General features: G+C 54.8%; 14 protein-coding genes and 1 riboswitch. Of the genes, 7 read left to right on the top strand and 7 right to left on the bottom strand.

The window, feature by feature from the left end:
- Window positions 1–4: 4 nt before the first annotated feature.
- The 3 genes from NFS35_RS00970 to NFS35_RS00960 form a co-directional block, all read right to left on the bottom strand.
- The gene (locus tag NFS35_RS00970) at window positions 5–1,669 is read right to left on the bottom strand and encodes an extracellular solute-binding protein (RefSeq protein WP_251205276.1); all 1,665 of its coding nucleotides are present in this window, start codon (window positions 1,667–1,669) and stop codon (window positions 5–7) included.
- A gap of 118 nt (window positions 1,670–1,787) precedes the next feature.
- The gene (locus NFS35_RS00965) at window positions 1,788–2,681 is read right to left on the bottom strand and encodes a carbohydrate ABC transporter permease (protein ID WP_251205275.1); all 894 of its coding nucleotides are present in this window, start codon (window positions 2,679–2,681) and stop codon (window positions 1,788–1,790) included.
- 19 nt (window positions 2,682–2,700) lie between these two features.
- Window positions 2,701–3,666: an ABC transporter permease gene (locus NFS35_RS00960; protein ID WP_251205274.1), complete on the bottom strand. Its 966-nt coding sequence runs from the start codon at window positions 3,664–3,666 to the stop codon at window positions 2,701–2,703.
- 415 nt (window positions 3,667–4,081) lie between these two features.
- Between NFS35_RS00960 and NFS35_RS00955 the strand changes: the two genes are divergently transcribed.
- The 4 genes from NFS35_RS00955 to NFS35_RS00940 all read left to right on the top strand — a co-directional run bounded on the left by NFS35_RS00955 (window position 4,082) and on the right by NFS35_RS00940 (window position 8,256).
- Window positions 4,082–5,146, top strand: a complete 1,065-nt coding sequence (locus NFS35_RS00955) for a LacI family DNA-binding transcriptional regulator (RefSeq protein ID WP_251205273.1) — start codon at window positions 4,082–4,084, stop codon at window positions 5,144–5,146.
- A 30-nt stretch (window positions 5,147–5,176) separates the two neighbouring features.
- On the top strand, window positions 5,177–5,902 hold the full coding sequence (locus NFS35_RS00950) for a YesL family protein (RefSeq protein ID WP_251205272.1): 726 nt from the start codon (window positions 5,177–5,179) through the stop codon (window positions 5,900–5,902).
- A gap of 263 nt (window positions 5,903–6,165) precedes the next feature.
- Complete coding sequence (locus tag NFS35_RS00945) at window positions 6,166–6,954, top strand: hypothetical protein (protein ID WP_251205271.1); 789 nt, start codon at window positions 6,166–6,168, stop codon at window positions 6,952–6,954.
- A gap of 276 nt (window positions 6,955–7,230) precedes the next feature.
- Window positions 7,231–8,256 (top strand): RpnC/YadD family protein, encoded by a 1,026-nt coding sequence (locus tag NFS35_RS00940; RefSeq protein ID WP_251205270.1) that lies wholly within the window; start codon window positions 7,231–7,233, stop codon window positions 8,254–8,256.
- A gap of 118 nt (window positions 8,257–8,374) precedes the next feature.
- Here the strand turns inward: NFS35_RS00940 and NFS35_RS00935 are convergent, their stop codons facing one another.
- Together NFS35_RS00935 and NFS35_RS00930 are read right to left on the bottom strand one after the other, a co-directional pair.
- Window positions 8,375–9,862, bottom strand: a complete 1,488-nt coding sequence (locus NFS35_RS00935) for a glycoside hydrolase family 32 protein (protein WP_251205269.1) — start codon at window positions 9,860–9,862, stop codon at window positions 8,375–8,377.
- Between the two features lie 289 nt (window positions 9,863–10,151).
- Entirely contained in the window at window positions 10,152–10,691 is a 540-nt protein-coding gene (locus NFS35_RS00930) for a hypothetical protein (RefSeq protein WP_251205268.1), read from the bottom strand.
- Between the two features lie 119 nt (window positions 10,692–10,810).
- Between NFS35_RS00930 and NFS35_RS00925 the strand changes: the two genes are divergently transcribed.
- Entirely contained in the window at window positions 10,811–11,827 is a 1,017-nt protein-coding gene (locus NFS35_RS00925; RefSeq protein ID WP_251205267.1) for a LacI family DNA-binding transcriptional regulator, read from the top strand.
- Window positions 11,828–11,885: 58 nt separating this feature from the next.
- Here the strand turns inward: NFS35_RS00925 and NFS35_RS00920 are convergent, their stop codons facing one another.
- A complete protein-coding gene (locus NFS35_RS00920) occupies window positions 11,886–14,744 on the bottom strand; it encodes a translation factor GTPase family protein (RefSeq protein ID WP_251205266.1) in 2,859 nt (952 codons plus the stop codon).
- A 126-nt stretch (window positions 14,745–14,870) separates the two neighbouring features.
- A riboswitch (TPP riboswitch) is annotated at window positions 14,871–14,984 on the top strand.
- A 133-nt stretch (window positions 14,985–15,117) separates the two neighbouring features.
- Here NFS35_RS00920 and NFS35_RS00915 point away from each other — a divergent pair.
- On the top strand, window positions 15,118–15,849 hold the full coding sequence (locus NFS35_RS00915) for an energy-coupled thiamine transporter ThiT (RefSeq protein ID WP_251205265.1): 732 nt from the start codon (window positions 15,118–15,120) through the stop codon (window positions 15,847–15,849).
- A 213-nt stretch (window positions 15,850–16,062) separates the two neighbouring features.
- Here NFS35_RS00915 and NFS35_RS00910 read toward each other — a convergent pair whose 3' ends face one another.
- Window positions 16,063–17,118: a serine hydrolase domain-containing protein gene (locus tag NFS35_RS00910; protein ID WP_251205264.1), complete on the bottom strand. Its 1,056-nt coding sequence runs from the start codon at window positions 17,116–17,118 to the stop codon at window positions 16,063–16,065.
- A 278-nt stretch (window positions 17,119–17,396) separates the two neighbouring features.
- On the opposite strand from NFS35_RS00910, the gene NFS35_RS00905 reads away from it, so the two are divergent.
- A complete protein-coding gene (locus NFS35_RS00905) occupies window positions 17,397–18,593 on the top strand; it encodes an anhydro-N-acetylmuramic acid kinase (protein WP_251205263.1) in 1,197 nt (398 codons plus the stop codon).
- The last annotated feature ends 8 nt before the right edge of the window (window positions 18,594–18,601 follow it).

The following is an 18,601-nucleotide window of genomic DNA, read 5'->3' as shown; positions in this document are numbered from 1 at the left end:
TACCCTATTTATAGTACTCATCGAGATACTGCTGGAAGATTTCCAGATACCTGTCAAGCTTGTAGCTCTGAAGCATTTCTTTATAAGCATCCCAGTCCGCATCGGTGAAGCCGTCGCGGATCCACTCGGCCTTCTTGGCATTTACGTTCTTACCGATATCAGCCATGATATTGGACAGCTCCTCGATATCTTCCTTATTCATGAAGATGGGAGGATATACATATTCCGCCTCGATGTAAGGAGTATAGTATTCCTTGATCCAGTCCAGACGGTACTGGGCATCGTCCGGGCAGGTCACATATTCGCCGTAGTACTCGTCCAGAATCGCAAGAGGTCCGCCTACAGCCTCTGCTTCTCTTACTTCTACAGGGGAGGCGTCTCCCAGAGGGGCATGCTGCAGCATTTCTCCGCCGTTGGCATTGGTGCCCATCACGAAAATATCGAAATCATCCTCCTCGCCGTAGGTGCCCCAGTTGTTCTGCGGGGACTGGATGGGAGCGTACATCTGGTCGAGCCATGCGCATACCAGCGCGGGCTTCTGTGCGGTGGCCGTCACCACTGCACGTCCGCGGTCATAGCCGCTGGTGTAGGAACCGTTGCAGGGAGTGAGCACCCTCTTGCCGTCCTTCTCCAGAGGAGGCAGGGGGACATAGTCTTCCAGATTGTCAATGTTCGCCGGATCCCAGCTGAAGAACACGCCGTAGCGATGGGATTTGCCCTTTGCCACATAGGTAGACCAGTCATGGGTGAAGGATTCGGGATCGATCAGTTCCTGCTCATACAGGGAATGCAGCCATGCGATACCTTCCTTCCAGCCTTCTGAGGTGGCGCTGCAGACGACCTTCTTATCATCGGTAACAGCGATATGTCTCCACTTGTCAGCATCGCCATAGCCCTCGCCGAAGGAGTTGAACAGGACACCGGGATCCTGTCCGCCGTCATTTACGATACAGGACATGGGGATGATGCTTCCTTCAATCCCGAACTCCGCCTGCAGCTCGGACGCGTGGTCACGGAATGCGATCAACACCGCCTCGAACTCCTCAACGGTCTGAGGAACCTCCAGTTTCAGAAAATCAAGCCACTTCTTGTTGATGAAGGGCATATTGTCGATGACCTGGATGGCAGTCTTGTCAGCGCCCAGCTGCTCGATCCAGGGAAGGGAATAGATATGGCCATCGGAAGCAGTGGTCATCTTCCTGTACTCAGGATATTTGTCGAACACGCTCTTCAGGTTCGGCATATAGTTGTCAATGTACTCCTCCAGGGCGATGATGGTGCCGCCCTGGCCGAACCGGAGCAGGTCAGCCTCGCCGAATCCCGCTGTGAAGATAAAGTCAGGCAGGGAGTTCACGTCCGTCATAAGGGTCTGGATCTTATCCCCCCACTCACTGTTGGTGATGGCATTCCATTCGATATGTACGTTGGTCTGCTCTTCCAGGCGCTTGAAGATGGTACGGTCCTTGGGCTCCGTGGTGTTGGCCGGATAGTTGATCAGACCGGTCAGGGTCACCTTCTCTGCCTGAGGGAAAGCAAGCTCGCCTGCGTCCATGGGCTTAAAGGTACCGTCGTTCAGCTCTGCTTCATCCCCCCCACATGCCGTCAGGGAAAATACCATGGTCGCCGCAAGCCCTGCGGTGACGATTCGTTTCCATACTTTGTTCTTCATACTTTCCTCCTATTTTTATGTATACTTTCCTGTATACTTATTCACTTTGCAGCTTGCTGCATTGCTTTATTGTTTTCACGGCAGAATCCCGCAGGGCATCCTGCCGCAGCAACCTCTCTTAACCCTTTACGGATCCTACCATGATCCCGGCATCGAAATACTTCTGGAAGAAAGGGTACATCACCAGAAGGGGCAGGCTGGAGACGATGATCGTGGCATATTTCAGCAGCTCTGCCAGCTGGGCTCTGGCGGCAGTGCTCTGCATATCCGATATCATGCCGGATTCCGGCTTATTCTGAATCAGGATGGAGCGCAGCACCACCTGCAGGGGCTTCTTTGACGCGCTGTCCAGGTAGATCAAGGCATCGAAGTAGCTGTTCCACATGCCCACGAAGGACCACAGGCACAGCACGGCGATGATGGGCATACATACCGGGAGCAGGATCGTGAAGAAGAATGTCATCTCATTGGCTCCGTCCACGTCCGCCGCCTCCCGCAGCTCCGTGGGGATGCCCTGGTAGTAAGTCCTGGCGATGATCATGTTCCACACGCTGAAGGCGCCGGGGATGATGATGGCCCAGATGGTGTCTATCATGCCCAGGCTCTTGATCAGCAGGTAGGTGGGAATCAGGCCGCCGCCGAAGAACATGGTGATGACGAAGATTACATTAAAGAATCCTTTGCCCTTGAAATCCGGCCTGGACATGGGATACGCTGCCAGCAGGGTGATGAACACCGACACCGCCGTGAATGTCACGGAATAAATCACTGCATTCCGGAAGCCAATCCAGATCTGCGCGTTGCTGAACACACGTTCATAAGCCGTCAGAGTCCACTTGCTGAAATCAAAGGTGATGCCCTTGTTCTGCAGAGTGATGGGATCCATGAAGGATGCCACCACGATGTAAATCATAGGAATGATGATTGCTACCACGAACAGCCCCAGCAGGATGTAGCCTGTCATCAGCAATGTCTTATCCTGTAAGGAATATCTGCTAAATTTTTTCTTCATAAAATGTTTCGCACCTCCTCTACAGTCCTTTGCCTTCGTTCATCCTTGCCACGACCTTGTTCACTGTGACCAGCAAGATGAGATTGATGACCGTATTGAACAGCCCCACCGCCGTCGAAAAGCCATAGTCGCCGTCCAGAAGACCTTTTTTGTACACATATGTGGAAATGATTTCCGATGTCTTCATGTTCAGGTCCGTCTGCAGCGCGTAGGCCTTCTCAAAGCCGATGCTCATGATATTGCCTGCCGACATGATGAACTGGATGATGACCACGTCCTTGATGGCAGGCCACTCTACCGCTTTGATCTGCTGGAAGATGTTGGCTCCGTCAATGACGGCCGCCTCCTTCAGTTCCTGGCTGGCGTTGGAAAGAGCTGCCGTGTACATGATGGAGCCCCAGCCCGCGCCCTGCCAGATGCCGCTGGCGATGTAGATGGTGCGGAACGCCTCGGGCATGGTCATGAAGTCCGTGGAGGTGCCCAGCAGCAGGTTCACAGGGCCGGTAACCGATAACAGAATCCTCACGATACCGCAGAGCACGATGACAGAGATGAAGTTGGGCATGTAGAGCACCAGCTGAATCTTCTGCTTGATTTTGGAGCTTTCCACCCGGTTCAGCAGGAAGGCCAGCAGGATGGGAATGGGGAAGCCCCACAGCAGGCCGTAGATGCTCAGCTTCAGGGTGTTCACCAGATAGGCCAGGAAGTCCGGCGAGGACAGGAACCTCTGGAAGTGCTTGAAGCCTACGAACGGGCTGCCAAGGAATCCTTTGATTGCGTTGTAGTCCTCAAAGGCAATCAGGATGCCGCCCATGGGTATGTAACGGAAGATGATCGTCAGGGCGAATGCCGGAAGCAGGAAAATCACATACAGCTGCCAGTGCTGGCGCAGGTAGACAAGCGTGCCGTGCAGCCCCTTTCCTTCTTTTTCCTTCCCCAGGGGAGCGACGCCCTTGGAAGAAGCCGTTTTTGTACTTGTTTTCATGAAAGATTTCTCCTTTCCGTTTTCTCTATAAAATCACTCATAAAAAATTACAATCTGCACCGCACATCCTCTTCCTCCCCTCCTCGCTGCGCTGTTATTGTGCATTTGTAAAATCATATTTACGTTTTCATAGCAATAATGTATCACATATTTTACGATTGGTCAATACCTTTTTTACATTTTATCTAATATTTTTTATTTAATTTTTACATTTGACTATTTTATTTTTATAATTATGCCCATATCGCCGATTTTTGTTTTTTATTCCGGGAATTCCTCGTAGGAATCGGCAAATGCTTCATGAAGAATATTATTCATTTTGCACTTTTACATTTGACACTTTTTGATTTGTACACTATAATAGAAGTAATGAGACGCTGCAGCAAACTGTAACAACAAAGACGGAGAAATACGTATGGCAGAAAGAGTTACGATTCAAGACATCGCAGACGCCCTTGGGCTGTCCCGGAACACAGTCTCCAAGGCCATCAACAACACAGGGCTCCTGGCCGAGTCCACCAGGGAGAAAGTCCTGCAGAAAGCCATGGACATGGGATACAAGCAGTTTTCCTATGTGACCATCGCTGGATTGAACGAAAGGAAGACAGAAGTCCCATCGCCGGCAAAGGAAATCGCCATGTTTTCCACCAGCCCCATCGGCAATTCCCACTTCGCGTCCACTATGCTGGACAAACTGCAGCGGGAGCTTTCCCAGCTGGGCTACAGCTTTACCATGCACAGGATTCATGACGAGGAGCTGGAAGCCATGCAGCTGCCCTCCTCTTATAATAAGGAAAGAACAGCTGGCATCATCTGCGTGGAGACTTTCGACAGGGCATACAGCGCCATGCTCTGCGGCATGGAAAAGCCCATCCTGTTCGTGGACTCTCCGGTGGCAGGCCTGGGCGAGCCTCTGCGGGCGGACTGTCTCTACATGGAGAACGAGTCCAATATCTACAACATCGTCAAGGAAATGCACAGACGGGGCAAGGACCGGATCGGCTTCATCGGCGAGTATCTGCACTGCCAGTCTTTCTTCGAGCGCTATATGGGCTACCGCAACGCCATGCACCTGCTGAAGCTGCCCTGCCCGGAGGAATACTGCATCATCGGCTGCAAAGAGGGGACTAAGATATCCAGCACGGACGACTACAGAGAGTATCTGGAGGAAGCTTTCCGGGGCCTGCGCTCCATGCCTGACGTGTTCCTCTGCGCCAATGACTTCGTGGCCCTGGACGCCCTGGCGGTGCTGAAGAAGCTGGGGTTGTCCGTGCCGGAGGACATCTGGCTGTGCGGCTTCGACGATTCGCCGGAGTCGAAAGTGGTGACGCCCTCCCTCACCACGATCCATATCCACAGCCAGATCATGGGATTCTCGGCGGCGCACCTGCTGCTGTCCCGCATCAAGGAGCCGTCCCTGAACTTCCGCACCATGCACACGGAGACCAGCCTGATCTACAGGGAGTCTACAGGGGACTAAAACCGAATATCAAAAGCGAGGAGAATGCGTATGAACAGTTTATTGAATCCGGAAGGGAAAGTGATGCTCTTTTTTACCAAAATCGCTTACAGCGCGTACCTGAACATTCTGTGGTTCTTCTGCTGCCTGCCCGTTGTGACGGCAGGGGCGTCCACTACCGCGCTGTTTTATGTGACCCTGAAGATGGCTAAGGATGAGGAGGGGAATGTCACAAAATCTTTTTTCCAGGCTTTCCGGCAGAATTTCAAAAAAGCCACTGTAATCTGGCTGATTCTTCTGGGGCTGGGCGTGGTGCTGGCGCTGGACGGATATGTGTTCTACCATATGCGGTATGAGAACGCGTTCTGGACCGTGGGCACCGCTGTCTTTCTGGTGGCGCTGGCGGCCTACGCCGTCGTGCTGATGTATATCTTCCCGCTGCTTGCCCGGTTCGAGAACACGGTCCGGGCCATGCTCTTCAATTCCCTTATGCTGGGGATGCGGTTTCTGCTGTGCACTGCCGCGATGGCTGTCATCTATTTTGTCATGGTCTTCGTAGTCATCAATGTGTTCACGCCGGCTGTCGTATTCGGGGAGGGGCTCTGCGCCCTGCTGTGCTCCTATTTGCTGTCCAATATCCTGCTGATGTGCGAGGAGAAAGCGGAGAGGCCGGAAAGCGAAACTATGGCGGACACAGCGGATATGACCGATATGGCGGAGGGCGAAGGGAAAAACGGAAACGAAAGCGTGCCTGAAGGCCAGGACTATACAACATGACGCTACGCGGATAATAGTAGTGCGGAATCCCACTAATATGTCCTGCATCCCAGAACGCAGACACCCTATGGCCAAATTCTGCAAAATATACTTGGCTCTGGCAGATGACAGACCCTCAAAACCGTAAAGAAAGCGGCTTCGGCAGACGGCAGTCTCTCAAAACCGCAGAGAAACCCGTCTCCGCATCCCGGCGTCTGGCAGGTAAGAAAACTTTCAGCGACACCGGGATGCCGCGAAGCCAGCATGACAGGAGGATAAACGCAATGAAATCCGCAGGAAATGATTCCACAGATACCGCCCCTAAGTCCATCCAGGAGCGCCTGGCCCTGTTGCTGAAGGACGATAATCTGAACACCCTTCATGGCCGGAAGAAAATCGGGCATATCCTGGCTTACTATAAATTTCCCCTGGTCATCCTGTGCATTTTCCTGTATATCATCGGCTACAATGTCCACAGGCATTTTACCCACAAGGACATAGTCCTCTATGCCGCTTTGGTGAACGTGGTGGCCGGGGAGGATCTGACCAGGCAGCTTGGGGAGGATTTCCTGGCGCGCTCAGGAGCAGACCTGTCCAAATATGAGCTGAAGCTCTACACTGAGCTGTACCTGACAGACGATGAGCTGAACGCCTATCATGAATATACCTATGCCTCCCGCATGAAGATCCTGGCCTGCATCGAAGGGAAACAGATGGATGTGGTTCTCATGAACCAGGAGGCCTTCGACGCTTTTTCCCAGAACGGGTATCTGCATGACCTGGACAGCATCCTTTCCGAGCACGCCCCGGACCTGTATGAATATCTGAGGCCGGACCTGGTCAGCAACATGGTCATCCTGGAGGATAATGCCGATGATTTGGCCCTGGACGATTCTGTGGAATACACCGCAGTGACCCGGGAGGCTCTTTATGGGCTGGATCTGTCGGACACACCTCTCATCCGTCAGGCCGGGTTCGAAGATCCGGTCTATCTGGGCATCATCGCCAATTCCCCCCGGCTGGATGCCGTCATGGAGTACCTGCGGTATCTGACCGCGGGTGAAGAATCCTGAAAAAATTCCACCTGTGCGGTTGCTAATCCAATGGCCCGTCTGCATTGCAATAGCTTGCATGCAGACAAGCCATTGGATTGCAACCGCACAGGTGGAAAAAATTTATTTGACAACCCTGTCTTTCTGTATTATGATAATCTTATCAATATTTTATCTGTGAAGGGTGCACATCGCACGTTCAGGCAGTTTCTGCCGGATATTTTTCACACATTGGCAGGGGCGGCCCTCTGGTCATGTATGTCCTCTGCCCACCATTTCAAAAAGAGAGGATATCACATGAATCCCAGGATGGAATTCGTTCCGCGAAAGAACCGGCGTTTCCGGCTGCCTCTGCGGCGCTTCACCGGCAACCGCAATGTAAAGGACAGGCTTTTCTGCTATATATTCGAGCACGACCGAGAAGCTCTGCTGCAACTCTACAATGCGCTGAACCATACGGACTACCAGGATTCCCAGGCGCTGCAGATTGTCACCCTGGACAATGTAGTCTATATGTCCATGAAGAACGATGTGGCTTTCCTCCTGGCCGGGGCTTTGAACCTGTATGAGCATCAGAGCACATTCTGCCCCAATCTTCCCTTGCGGTTCCTGCTCTATATCGCCGCGGAGTATGAAGGATTGGTGGCAAGAATGAAAGCGAACATTTACGGGCAGACGCTCATCCCCCTTCCCGCGCCCCAGTGTGTGGTATTCTACAATGGGGATGACGAAATGCCGGATGAACAGTACCTGCACCTGGCAGATGCCTTTCCGAACGCAAAGGGCGCACCCTGCCTGGAGCTGACAGTCCGGATGCTGAACATCAATTATGGCCATAACAGTCAGCTGACTGCAGGCTGCAGGCGCCTGGAGGAATATTCCCTCTTTGTCGACTGCATCAAGGCATACCGCAAGAACGGCAGCTCTGCCGTTCAGGCCATCGAAAATGCGGTAGTATATTGTATTGACCACGGTATCATGGAAGATATTTTATTGCCCTTTTGGGCGGAGGTGACGAAAATGCTGTTGACCGAATACAACGAAAAGAAGTACATGCGGATGTTCCGCAAAGAAGCCCGGGAAGAAGGACTGAAAGAAGGACGGACATTAGGATTGCAGGAAGGATTGCAGCAGGGATTGCAACAAGGACAAAACCGTCTGCTAAGCACCATGCTCCAAAACGGAGCCTCCCCTGAGTATCTCTCAAAAATGACAGGACTGTCGCTTTCAGAAATCGAAACTTTGCCACAGACAAAAAATAAGAAGCATGTTTCCAGTCAAAAGCCAAGCCGCAAAAGGAAAAAGCGCCCTGCCCGGCGCTGAATCGCATCTCTTGCCTGATGCACGGGAAGCCCTTATGGCGGCTCCCGTGTCTTCAGATAGTGTCGCAAAACGGGGGCTTCATCCATCTTGGCCCCCTTAAAGATGGCGTACCACTCCGTTACACCAGGTCATACTTGACTACATCTATGTTCACAGTCCCGTCCGCAAGGAACGAAATCCCGTCTGCCTCCTGATCCGTGTACAGCACAGCCGACAGGACCTGCTCCCCATCGTTCACAAAAGCTTCCACGCTGAACCGGTCCAGGATAATCCGCAGCTTCAGCTCCCCGCCCCGATGGTTCACCTTGCTGCGCCTCTGATGGATAATCGCCCTCCTGGAGCCGGAGAACTTCCGGTCCACCTTCAGCACGGACTCGCCGGGCCGGAAACTGAGGGAAGTATGATACAGGTCATTCTGGGCAAGGCGAATCGCGAACTTCCGATAAAGGTCACAGCCCTCCTCCGGACGGACCGTCACTTCCATATCCACTCTCCGCCCCCTGACGCCTTCCAGCCTGACCGTACCCGAGACAGTGACTCCCTGGTAAGAGACCCTGTCGCGCCGCATCTCCTCCAGCTCTCTGACAGGCGTCTGATAAAGCCGTCCGTTCTTTATGGACAGCTCCCTGGGCAGACTCATCTGGCCGAACCAGGCCTCGTCATGAATCCTCCTGTGGTTGCAGGTATCCCAGTTCTGCATCCATCCAATCATCACCCGCCGTCCGTCCGGCGTCAGGACAGTCTGGGGCGCATAGAAATCGATTCCATAGTCAATCGACTGATCTGTCTCTTCCGTGAATTCCTCCGCTTCCCTGTCATACGCCCCGATCAGGCACAACGTCCCGTTCCCGTTATGGTACTCGAAGCCGGAGGGAAGCATGTCCTGGGGGCTGGTGAGCAGCACCCACTTCCCGTCCAGCGGGAAAAAGTCAGGGCATTCCCACATCTTCCCGAAACGGTTGTGATTCGCCGCCAGCACCTTTTTATAATGCCACGCATAACCGTCCGGACTTTCAAAAAGCAGGATCTGTCCGCTGCCGTCCGCAGGCCTGTTGCCGATGATGCAGCGGTAGGTCCCGTCCTCTTCCCTCCACATCTTGGGATCGCGGAAATCGAATCGGCTGCCGCCTTCCGGGATATCTTTCTCGTCCAGAACCGGATTCTTATCATACTTTACATAGTCCACTCCGTCCCCCACGGCAAGGCACTGTGCCTGGACTTCATTATAACCGCCGTTTGCCTGGCGCTCCTTGACCACGCCTGTGTACATCAGAAGCTGCCTGCCGTCCGGAAGCGTAATCGCGCTGCCGGAAAAGCATCCGTCCCTGTCATAGATTTCATCCGGAGCCAGCGCCGCCGGAAGATATTCCCAATGCAGGAGATCCGTGCTCACCGCATGCCCCCAGTGCATGGGGCCCCAGTGGGAATCATAGGGATGGTACTGGTAGAACATGTGGTACTTCCCGTCATGCCAGGAGAATCCGTTGGGATCGTTCATCCACCCGGTCCGGGGGGACAGATGGAAGCCCGGCCGCTCCTGGAGCGAAATCGCTTTCCCGAAAGCTTCCTCGTATTTACGCGCTTCCCATAATGTCTGACTTCTCATACAATAACCTGCTCCTTTTCCAAAACTTTATTCCCAGTCTATCATTTTCGTTTTGTTTTCACAATACATTTTCCGAAATTTTCATTTTTACGGCATACATCGGATTCCGTTCCCGCATATCGCCGCAAGACGCCCTTTTGTATGTTATTCCGATTATTTCTGTCTGCTGAAGCAAAACATCGGAGCGGAAGCCTCTCTGCTCTCTGTTCTCCGCTCCGATGTTAAGCCTTTTGCCCCTCGTCATGATGGCTGCGCTGATTATTTTCCCACAGGCCAAAATTCCCTCACGCTATTCGCCGTCAGCCGCCTTGCCCGAATAGCAGGACTCTGTCAGGAAATCGATGGACGTTCCCGCAATCAGGTTCAGCAGGCCGCCGGAGGGGCTTAAGAATATCTTGATCATGCCGCAGACCACCATGACGGAGATGAAGTGGGGCGCATACAGCACGGTCTGAGTGATTCTCTTAAAGCGCTGGAACCTTACCTGATTCAGCATCAGCGCCAGAATGATGGGAATCGGGAAGCTCCACAGCAGGCTGAAGAGGCTCAGCAGTATGGTGTTCTTCATCATACGGCCAAAGGTAGGAGCGCTGAAGAATCGCTGAAACCACTCAAGACCCACCCATTCGCTCCCCATGAAGCCACGGCTGGCTTTGTAATCCCGGAACGCGATCTGTATGCCGTACATGGGTATGTACTTATAGATGACTGTCAGTATCACGGGAACCGCCAGCATCGCATATAGCTGCCAATTGTCCGCTATACGTTTTTTCAGCGGCCTTTTCACTCTCACTGCCGGACGGATGGCAGCCGACTTGTTCTTGCTCATATTTCTCTCCTTTCCTGTCAGGCGGATGATTTTATCGAAACGCATTCCGGCTGACTTTCGCTTCACGCTGCGCGCCTTTCGTGAAACCTTTTTCGCAAAACGATTCATCGGAGGTTTTTATGAGCAAGGCAAATCCTACTATGAAAGATGTGGCCGCTGAAGCCGGCGTGGCTCTCGGCACGGTATCCAAGGTGGTGAACGGCCTGCCCGTAGGCGAATCCTACAGGGTACGCGTGGAAGAGGCCATCCGAAAGCTGAACTATCAGGTCAACAGCTACGCCCAGGGCCTCAAGCTGAACAAGACCCGCACCGTGGCCCTCCTGATTCCCAACACCCAGGAGCCCTATTACGGTTCCCTGGCCTACCATATCAACAGCGCCCTGCTTAGGCGCAGCTACCGGATGCTGCTCTGCTCCACCGATTCCGACATGGGTCAGGAGCAGGAGTACATCAAAATGGCCCGGCAGAATAAGGTGGACGGCATCATAGGCCTGACCTACAATCCCAACCTGGTCATCGAGGAGGGCACGCCTTTCATCGCCATCGACCGCTCCATGGGACAGAAGATTCCCTGTGTGGCCAGCGACAATTTCGCAGGCGGGCAGCTGGCCGCAGAAAAGCTGGCAGATTTAGGGTGCAGAAATGTGGCTTTCCTGCGGACAGGCGCATCCCTGACCAACGAGCCCAACAAACGGAAAGCCGGTTTTGAAAATGGCTGCCTGTCCCGGAGTCTTCCTTATGAGATGAAAATATTGAATGACGGAGATTCCCTGGAAGAATTTGATGCATTCCTGACAAAGCATATACAGAATGGCAGACTGACCTTTGACGGGATTTTCTGTGTGACGGATTCTCTGGCCTATTATATCCTGAAAGTGCTGAAGCGGCTGAACCAGCGGGTGCCGGAAGATGTGCAGTTGATTGGATTTGACGGTACGAGGCACTTTGGTGTACAGGATTACGTGTGTTCCACCATCGTGCAGCCTGTGGCGGAAATCGCCGAAATGTGCGTGGCGCTTCTGCTGCAGGAGAATATGTCCGTGAAGCCGCCGCTGGTCTGTTTGCCGGTCAGTTATGCGTATGGGGGGACTACGGCGGAAACTCCGGGTGCGGCAAACCATAGTGAACAACCCTAGATAACGCGGCAACATATCGCATAAGCCATGGCGTCACAGAAAGTATTTTAGGGCCTTTTCAGGGCTTCAATCCCTCGAAAGGCCGGTTCCTGACGATTTCCACCTGCCGCTCATACTGCTCTCTGGCCCGCGCCGAGGTCTCCTCTATGACCTCCCGGAACCCTGCCGCGGACAGCCTCACCGCGCCCTCCCCCCAGATAATCATCTGCTCCAGCCTGTCGGATGTGGCTACGCTCACTGCATGTTTCCTGCCGATTTCATGCACGGTCTTCTCGATATACTGATCTGCAGTCTCCGCCTCTTTGGTATACACCACATAGATATTGTGATACTTCTGCACAGAGCCCGTATTCCCCTTTACCTTGTAGGCATCAAAGACCAGAATCAAAGTACAGCCCGCAAATCCCTGATAGTTGCTGCAGATATCCATCAGACGGTCTCTGGCGCTGTCGATATTCACCTCCGCGAGGCCGCGCAGATCCTCCCAGGCGAAGATGATGTTATAGCCGTCCACGAGAAGATATTCCTCCCGCTTCCCCTGACTGCCTTTGGAAAGAGAGCCTCTCTCTGCCGCCTCTTTCTCCGGCCCTGACCCGGCAGCCTGCCCGGAAAGAGATGCCTCTTCCGCCGCTGTCCCTCTGCCGGCATTTTGCCCGCCAGACCGCCCTTGCATCCCGTTATATCGGTAGGGCGTATAATCGCTGCTGCTTTTTCCGTAAGTGCGGCTGAAGATTTCCTCGATTTCTTCCTGCGTGATGTAATCAGAAACGGATTGCTTTCTGTCGGCAGCCCGCTTTCGGCCGGATGCCGCAATCCCATCGCTGCCAGACATCCCCTCACCGGCCCCCTCGGCTTCAACTCCTCCGGACCCGCTACCGCCGCGGAGCGCAGCCTCCCCATGCCAGCCGCTCTCCAAATGGGCATATTCCGCCACCTGGTCCCAGGGCACGATAAAACCCGCCCCATGGGCGCAAAAGACCGAAGAAGCCGGATTCTCCACATCCGCCTCCGGGTCGTACCCAAACGCCTCTGCCACCCGCTCCATGTCATGGCAGGGCTCATATCCTTTCAAAATACAGCTCAGCCTGCCCAATCCCCGGGTATAGGCGTTCACCTCGCTCTGGTATCCCCGCATGGTCTCCGCCGGAGCACTGCCGGTGATGACAGCATATTCCCCAAAAGTCTGCGGCACGTCGAACCGTCCATGCATCCTCTGTATATCGGACATGGCTCTGCCCACCTGTCCCCCGGGCACTTCCAGGGTAAACGAGAACACCGGCTCCAGAAGCACGCTTCTGCTCTGCATCAGCCCCTGTCTCAGCGCCCGGTAGGTGGCCTGCCTGAAATCGCCGCCCTCCGTGTGCTTGATATGGGCGCGGCCCGTCAGCAGCGTAATCTTCATGTCCGTAATAGGCGAGCCTGTCAGCACCCCCGGATGGGAACGCTCTTCCAGGTGGGTCAGAACCAGCCTCTGCCAGTTCCTGTCCAGCACGTCCTCGCTGCAGACGTTTCCAAACTGCAGGCCGCTGCCGGGCTCTCCCGGCTCCAGCAGCAGATGCACCTCCGCGTAATGGCGCAGAGGCTCGAAATGCCCGATGCCCTCCACCGTGCCCGCAATGGTCTCCTTGTACAGAATCTGCCCATCCGTGAATTCCACATCCAGGCCGAACCTCTCAGAAACCAGCCTTTTCAAAACCTCTATCTGCACCTCGCCCATAACCTGCACATGAATCTGTGGACCGGTGCCCGTGCCTCCGGCCTGTCCGCTCCCTGCCGCCCCCTGCCAGACCACATGGAGCTGGGGCTCTTCCTCCTCCAGCTTCCGCAGCTGTCCCAGCACTTTCACCCCGTCGCTGCCCTCCGGCAACAGCAGCCCATAGGTCAGCACAGGCGCCAGAATCGGGAGTTCATTCCTGCTCTCCTTTCCCAGCCCCTGCCCCGCAAAAGTCTTGTCCAGCCCCGTCACGGCACAGATACCGCCCGCCGCCACTTCCTCCACTGCCTCATACTGCGCGCCGCCGTACACCCGCAGCTGATTCACTTTCTCCTCCCAGATATCCGCATCCGACTCCGCACTCTCCGCATTGCTCACAGGCATCTTCACCCGCAGAACGCCCCCTGTGACTTTCAGATGGGTCAGGCGGTTGCCGGCGGAATCCCTGGAGATTTTGTACACTCTTGCGCTGAATTCTGTTCGATATTCCGGTTTCTCTGTGAACCTGCGGACACCCCTCAGCAGTTCCTCCACGCCCTCCAGACGCAATGCGGAACCAAAATAGCAGGGGAAAATCCGTCTCTTTGCTATGGCTCCCGCCAGAGAGGCATCTGCCAGGCTGCCCGTCTCCAGATATTCCTCCAGCAGATCCTCGCCGCACATGGAAAGCTCCTCCAGCCAGTCCTCTCCTTTTTTCTCCGCCTCCGGGCCGAATTCCAGACAGCTGCCGTCCAGCTTCGCCTGCAGCTCCCGGAGCAGTTTTTCCCTGTCCGTATCCGGCTGGTCCATTTTATTGATGAAAAGGAATATGGGAATCCCATACTCCCCCAGCAGCCTCCAGAGCGTCTGCACATGCCCCTGTACGCCGTCCGAGCCGCTGATGACCAGCATGGCGTAGTCAAGCACCTGCAGGGTGCGCTCCATCTCCGCGCTGAAGTCCACATGTCCCGGGGTGTCCAGCAGTGTGATGTCAAGCCCCTCCCAGGTAAGCTGCGCCTGCTTGGAGAAAATCGTGATGCCCCGCTCCCGCTCCATGGAATCATTATCCAGAAACGCGTCCTGATGATCCACCCGGCCCAGTCTGCGGATTCTGCCTCCGGTATACAAAAGCGCCTCCGCCAGCGTGGTCTTCCCCGCGTCCACATGGGCCAGCAGGCCGATACATATCTGTTTTTTCGCTCTTTTGGATTCCCCTCCGCTCATGAAAGCGCCTCCTAGTCTTGATTACATGCTTTTCAGTATATCACAAGAAAAAGCGTTAGTCGAGACGCTTTGAAAATTCCCCTTGACACACCCGCCGGAATCCCGTATAGTGGGATGTGTAAACAAAATAACCGCTAGGGGAGCACATCGCTGAGACTGAAACCAGTGCCGACGCACGGTTTCTAACCCTCACTACTTGAACCGGATAATACCGGCGTAAGGAAGCACAGCAACGAAAGGACAGCCGCGAGACAGCCATAATCCTGCGGCGGCTAACGGATTGCCTGCACAGGACAGACCCTGTCAGCCGGTCCATTTCCGTCCCGGGTTGCCGATGTCGTTCCTCCTTAGCCAAAAGTAAGGAGGATTTTTTATGTTGTACAATGTAATCGCAGACGGGGACAGCGTCAGCTATATCCCCACCACACTCGGCAAGGTGGCTCTGGCCGCCGTCTTTTTCGCCCTGCTGGCCGCTGCCGTCTTCTTTGCGGGAAAGAAATCGGCGAGCTCAAAATCCCTTTCCGATGCCGCGGAAAGCAAAACAGCCTCCGGCCGGAAAGGCGCGTCGGCCAGGCTCAGCGCAAAGCAGCTGGCATTCTGCGCCATGGCCATCGCCCTGGGCACGGTGCTCTCCAACCTGAAAATCTATGAATTTCCCTTCGGCGGATCCATCACCCTGTTCTCCATGCTGATTATCTGCCTCCCCGGCTATTGGTTCGGACCGGAAGCCGGCCTGATCACCGGCGTGGCCTACGGCGTGCTGCAGCTGATCATCGACCCCTATGTCATCCATCCCGTACAGCTGCTGGTGGATTACCCGCTGGCTTTCGGTGCTTTAGGGCTTTCGGGCCTGTTCACCGACAGGAAGAACGGCCTGTTGAAAGGCTACGCCACAGGCATAGTCGGCCGGTGGATCTTCGTCACCATCTCCGGCTGGATTTTCTTCGCGGAATACGCCTGGGACGGATGGGCCCCTCTGCCCTACTCCCTGGTCTACAATGGCATCTACATCTTCGCCGAAGCCGCCGTCACCTGCATCCTCCTGGCCATCCCCGCCGTGCGGAGGACCTTCGCGAAAGTGAAGCAGATGGCCGTTGCGTCCTGATGCCCGGCATATCGGTGCAGGTCTGAGAGCCGCCCGACAATCCCGGCCCACCAGTTTGACTGCTCCAGTCAAAATCAGGCGGGACTTCAGGAAACCGGGACACGTCTGCCGCAGACGCACTTGAGCATGACGTTCTTCCCGAAACAGGAGCTAAAAATGTCCGCAAAGCAATCCGTTTGCTCTGCGGACATTTCGTCCCCTGGCCTGTGTCCCCTATCGACAGCAGTTCCAGGCATAATCCGGGCCGCCCGCGGCGCTCAGCAGCGCATAGTGCACCGCCTTTCGGAATTCATTGGAATTCCCAATGGCTTTTTCCTCCCCGCAGAAATATTTATTGGTAAGTATCACTGCGCCGATATTGTATTTGCGGCTGAACCATATACTGGTACCGGTAAAGCCGCTGTGGCCGCAGCCCTCGGGATAGACGTCGCTCTTGTCGAATCCCAGCCCTCTCCCGCATATCTCTGCTTCCATGGCATGGCAAAAAGCGGGCTTATCCGTATTCATATAAAACCGGCACAGCTCAGCCAGCGCCCGGGAGTTTCCGAAAGTTCCCGCATGCCCGCTGGCCCCTTTCCAGTAATAATAAGCGTTGCCGTCATTACAGCTGCCCCGCACCTCCACCCCGTCAGGGCGCCAGCCCTCAAAGACAATCCCTCTCTCGGCGCACATCCGCTTTTCAATCTGATTTCCATAGCAGCCGGGCGCGCAGAGGGATGGCTCCACAGGACCATAGGCGATTTCGGAGATGCCGATTCCTTTCTTTATATACCGTTCCAGTCCCTCCCGCAGCGTCAGCCCCGTGATATGGGAAAAAATCTCCCCCAGCAGCATGAAATTCAAATCGCTGTATGCCATCCCCTCCTCCACGGAAGATGCGGCGAGCACATGTTCCAGAACCGAATAGAACTCCCTGCCGTCCGCATAGAACGGATACCAGGGAACGATGCCCGAGGTATGGGTCATCAGCCTGGCAATGGTCACATCCCGCAGACGCTCCCCTGTCACAGGCCCAAGCTTATCCGCAGGCAGATGATCCAGCGCCAGATTCTCCGGCGACAGCCTCCCTTCTTCCATGACGGACAAGAGCATGGTAGTACAGATAATCTTGCTCACAGAAGCCAAATCGAACCATGTATCTGGCGCCGCATCACCGAACGCTTTATGATAAAGCGTCTTTTCCTTATCGAAAATCTCACATACAGCAGACGGATAGTACCCTTTCTCCCGATAGTCCTCCAGAATGCTGTCAATCCGATTAAAATCCATAAATCCACTCTCCTCTCGCGGAAACTCTGACTGCCGGATTCCCCTGTATCCCCAGTATAGCAAAACCATGGGAGGAAGTCCATAAGTCTGCGGGAATTCCCTGTCCGTCTGCATCGGGCAACCGGCATTTTACCTGAAATGCCGGTCTGTCACATCTAAAAGCAACGCGCACAGGCAGCGAACCGACAGCTGCGGATTTATCGCTTCCGGGGTATGTTTTTTACAGAATATCTGCTATAATAATGGCACAATCATGCGCAACAGAGAGGAGGCTTAAAATGATATTCCAAAGTATGCATGAAAATAAGGTCCGCCGCGTAGTGGGCATGATGTCGGGCACCTCCGTGGACGGCGTGGACGCCGCTCTGGTGGAAATCCGTCAAAATGACGGTTCGCTGCAGATAAAGCTCCTGGCCTTTGAGAATAACCCCTACCCGGAGGCGGTGCGGGAGCAGATTTTTGCGCTTTTCCGCCCCGAGACCGCCACGGTGGACAAAATCGGCTACATGAACTTCCTTCTGGGCGAAATCTATGCCCAGTCGGCTCTGTCTGTCATCGAAAAGGCCGGACTCACCCCCGCCGACGTGGACTTCGTCGGTTCCCATGGGCAGACCATCTGGCATGAGCCTGTGCCCTGCGGGAGGGACGGCTGGCCTGTGCGCTACACGGTTCAGATTGGAGAGGGCAGCGTCATCGCAAACCGCACCGGCCTGGTCACGGTATCTGATTTCCGGGTAGCCGACATGGCCGCCGGAGGGCAGGGCGCTCCTCTCGTGCCTTTCTCGGAATATCTCCTCTACCGCAGGGAGGATGAGACGCTGCTGCTCCAGAACATCGGCGGCATCGGCAACATGACTGTCATGCCAGCTTCCGCAAAGCCGGAGGAAGTCTGCGCTTTCGACACAGGCCCCGGCAACATGATCATCGACGCGGTCATCTCAGCCCTCACTAAAGGTGCGAAAGCTTTCGATGACGGCGGTGTTTTTGGCGCGAAAGGCACTGTAAACGAGGAACTTCTGGCCCTGCTGCGGCAGGAGCCCTATTATACCAGGCCCCTGCCGAAGACCACCGGACGGGAACTGTTCGGCACCCAGTATACGGCAAAAATCCTAAGCTGGCAGGGAGCCCACCGGATTCCTGAGGCAGACCTGGTGGCCACTGTCACGGATCTCACCGCCTGGTCCATCGAAAACGCCTATGAGCAGTATGTGCTGCCAAAATATCGGGCCTCAAAGCTGGTGGTAGGCGGAGGCGGTAGCTACAATAAGACCTTGCTCGGTTTCCTGCAGAAGCGATTCGCCCCTTACGGCGTGGAAGTCCAGACCCAGGAGGATTTAGGCTTCAGCAGCGACGCCAAGGAGGCAGTGGCTTTCGCCCTTTTGGCAGATCGCTGCGTCCGGGGCCTGCCCAACACCCTCCCCAGCGTCACAGGAGCGGAGAAACCCGTGGTCATGGGCAAGATTTCCCTGCCTTAGACATTCCG

This window comes from Acetatifactor aquisgranensis, from assembly GCF_943193215.1.
Classification (GTDB): Bacteria; Bacillota; Clostridia; order Lachnospirales; family Lachnospiraceae; genus Acetatifactor; species Acetatifactor aquisgranensis.
Note: the sequence above shows the minus strand (reverse complement) of the source record. Positions and strands in the feature narration are given on the sequence as shown.

Coding starts and splice junctions, on each gene's coding strand:
- NFS35_RS00970 (WP_251205276.1), bottom strand. CDS start 1,669: ATGAAGAACAAAGTATGGAAACGAATCGTCACCGCAGGGCTTGCGGCG.
- NFS35_RS00965 (WP_251205275.1), bottom strand. CDS start 2,681: ATGAAGAAAAAATTTAGCAGATATTCCTTACAGGATAAGACATTGCTG.
- NFS35_RS00960 (WP_251205274.1), bottom strand. CDS start 3,666: ATGAAAACAAGTACAAAAACGGCTTCTTCCAAGGGCGTCGCTCCCCTG.
- NFS35_RS00955 (WP_251205273.1), top strand. CDS start 4,082: ATGGCAGAAAGAGTTACGATTCAAGACATCGCAGACGCCCTTGGGCTG.
- NFS35_RS00950 (WP_251205272.1), top strand. CDS start 5,177: ATGAACAGTTTATTGAATCCGGAAGGGAAAGTGATGCTCTTTTTTACC.
- NFS35_RS00945 (WP_251205271.1), top strand. CDS start 6,166: ATGAAATCCGCAGGAAATGATTCCACAGATACCGCCCCTAAGTCCATC.
- NFS35_RS00940 (WP_251205270.1), top strand. CDS start 7,231: ATGAATCCCAGGATGGAATTCGTTCCGCGAAAGAACCGGCGTTTCCGG.
- NFS35_RS00935 (WP_251205269.1), bottom strand. CDS start 9,862: ATGAGAAGTCAGACATTATGGGAAGCGCGTAAATACGAGGAAGCTTTC.
- NFS35_RS00930 (WP_251205268.1), bottom strand. CDS start 10,691: ATGAGCAAGAACAAGTCGGCTGCCATCCGTCCGGCAGTGAGAGTGAAA.
- NFS35_RS00925 (WP_251205267.1), top strand. CDS start 10,811: ATGAGCAAGGCAAATCCTACTATGAAAGATGTGGCCGCTGAAGCCGGC.
- NFS35_RS00920 (WP_251205266.1), bottom strand. CDS start 14,744: ATGAGCGGAGGGGAATCCAAAAGAGCGAAAAAACAGATATGTATCGGC.
- NFS35_RS00915 (WP_251205265.1), top strand. CDS start 15,118: ATGTTGTACAATGTAATCGCAGACGGGGACAGCGTCAGCTATATCCCC.
- NFS35_RS00910 (WP_251205264.1), bottom strand. CDS start 17,118: ATGGATTTTAATCGGATTGACAGCATTCTGGAGGACTATCGGGAGAAA.
- NFS35_RS00905 (WP_251205263.1), top strand. CDS start 17,397: ATGATATTCCAAAGTATGCATGAAAATAAGGTCCGCCGCGTAGTGGGC.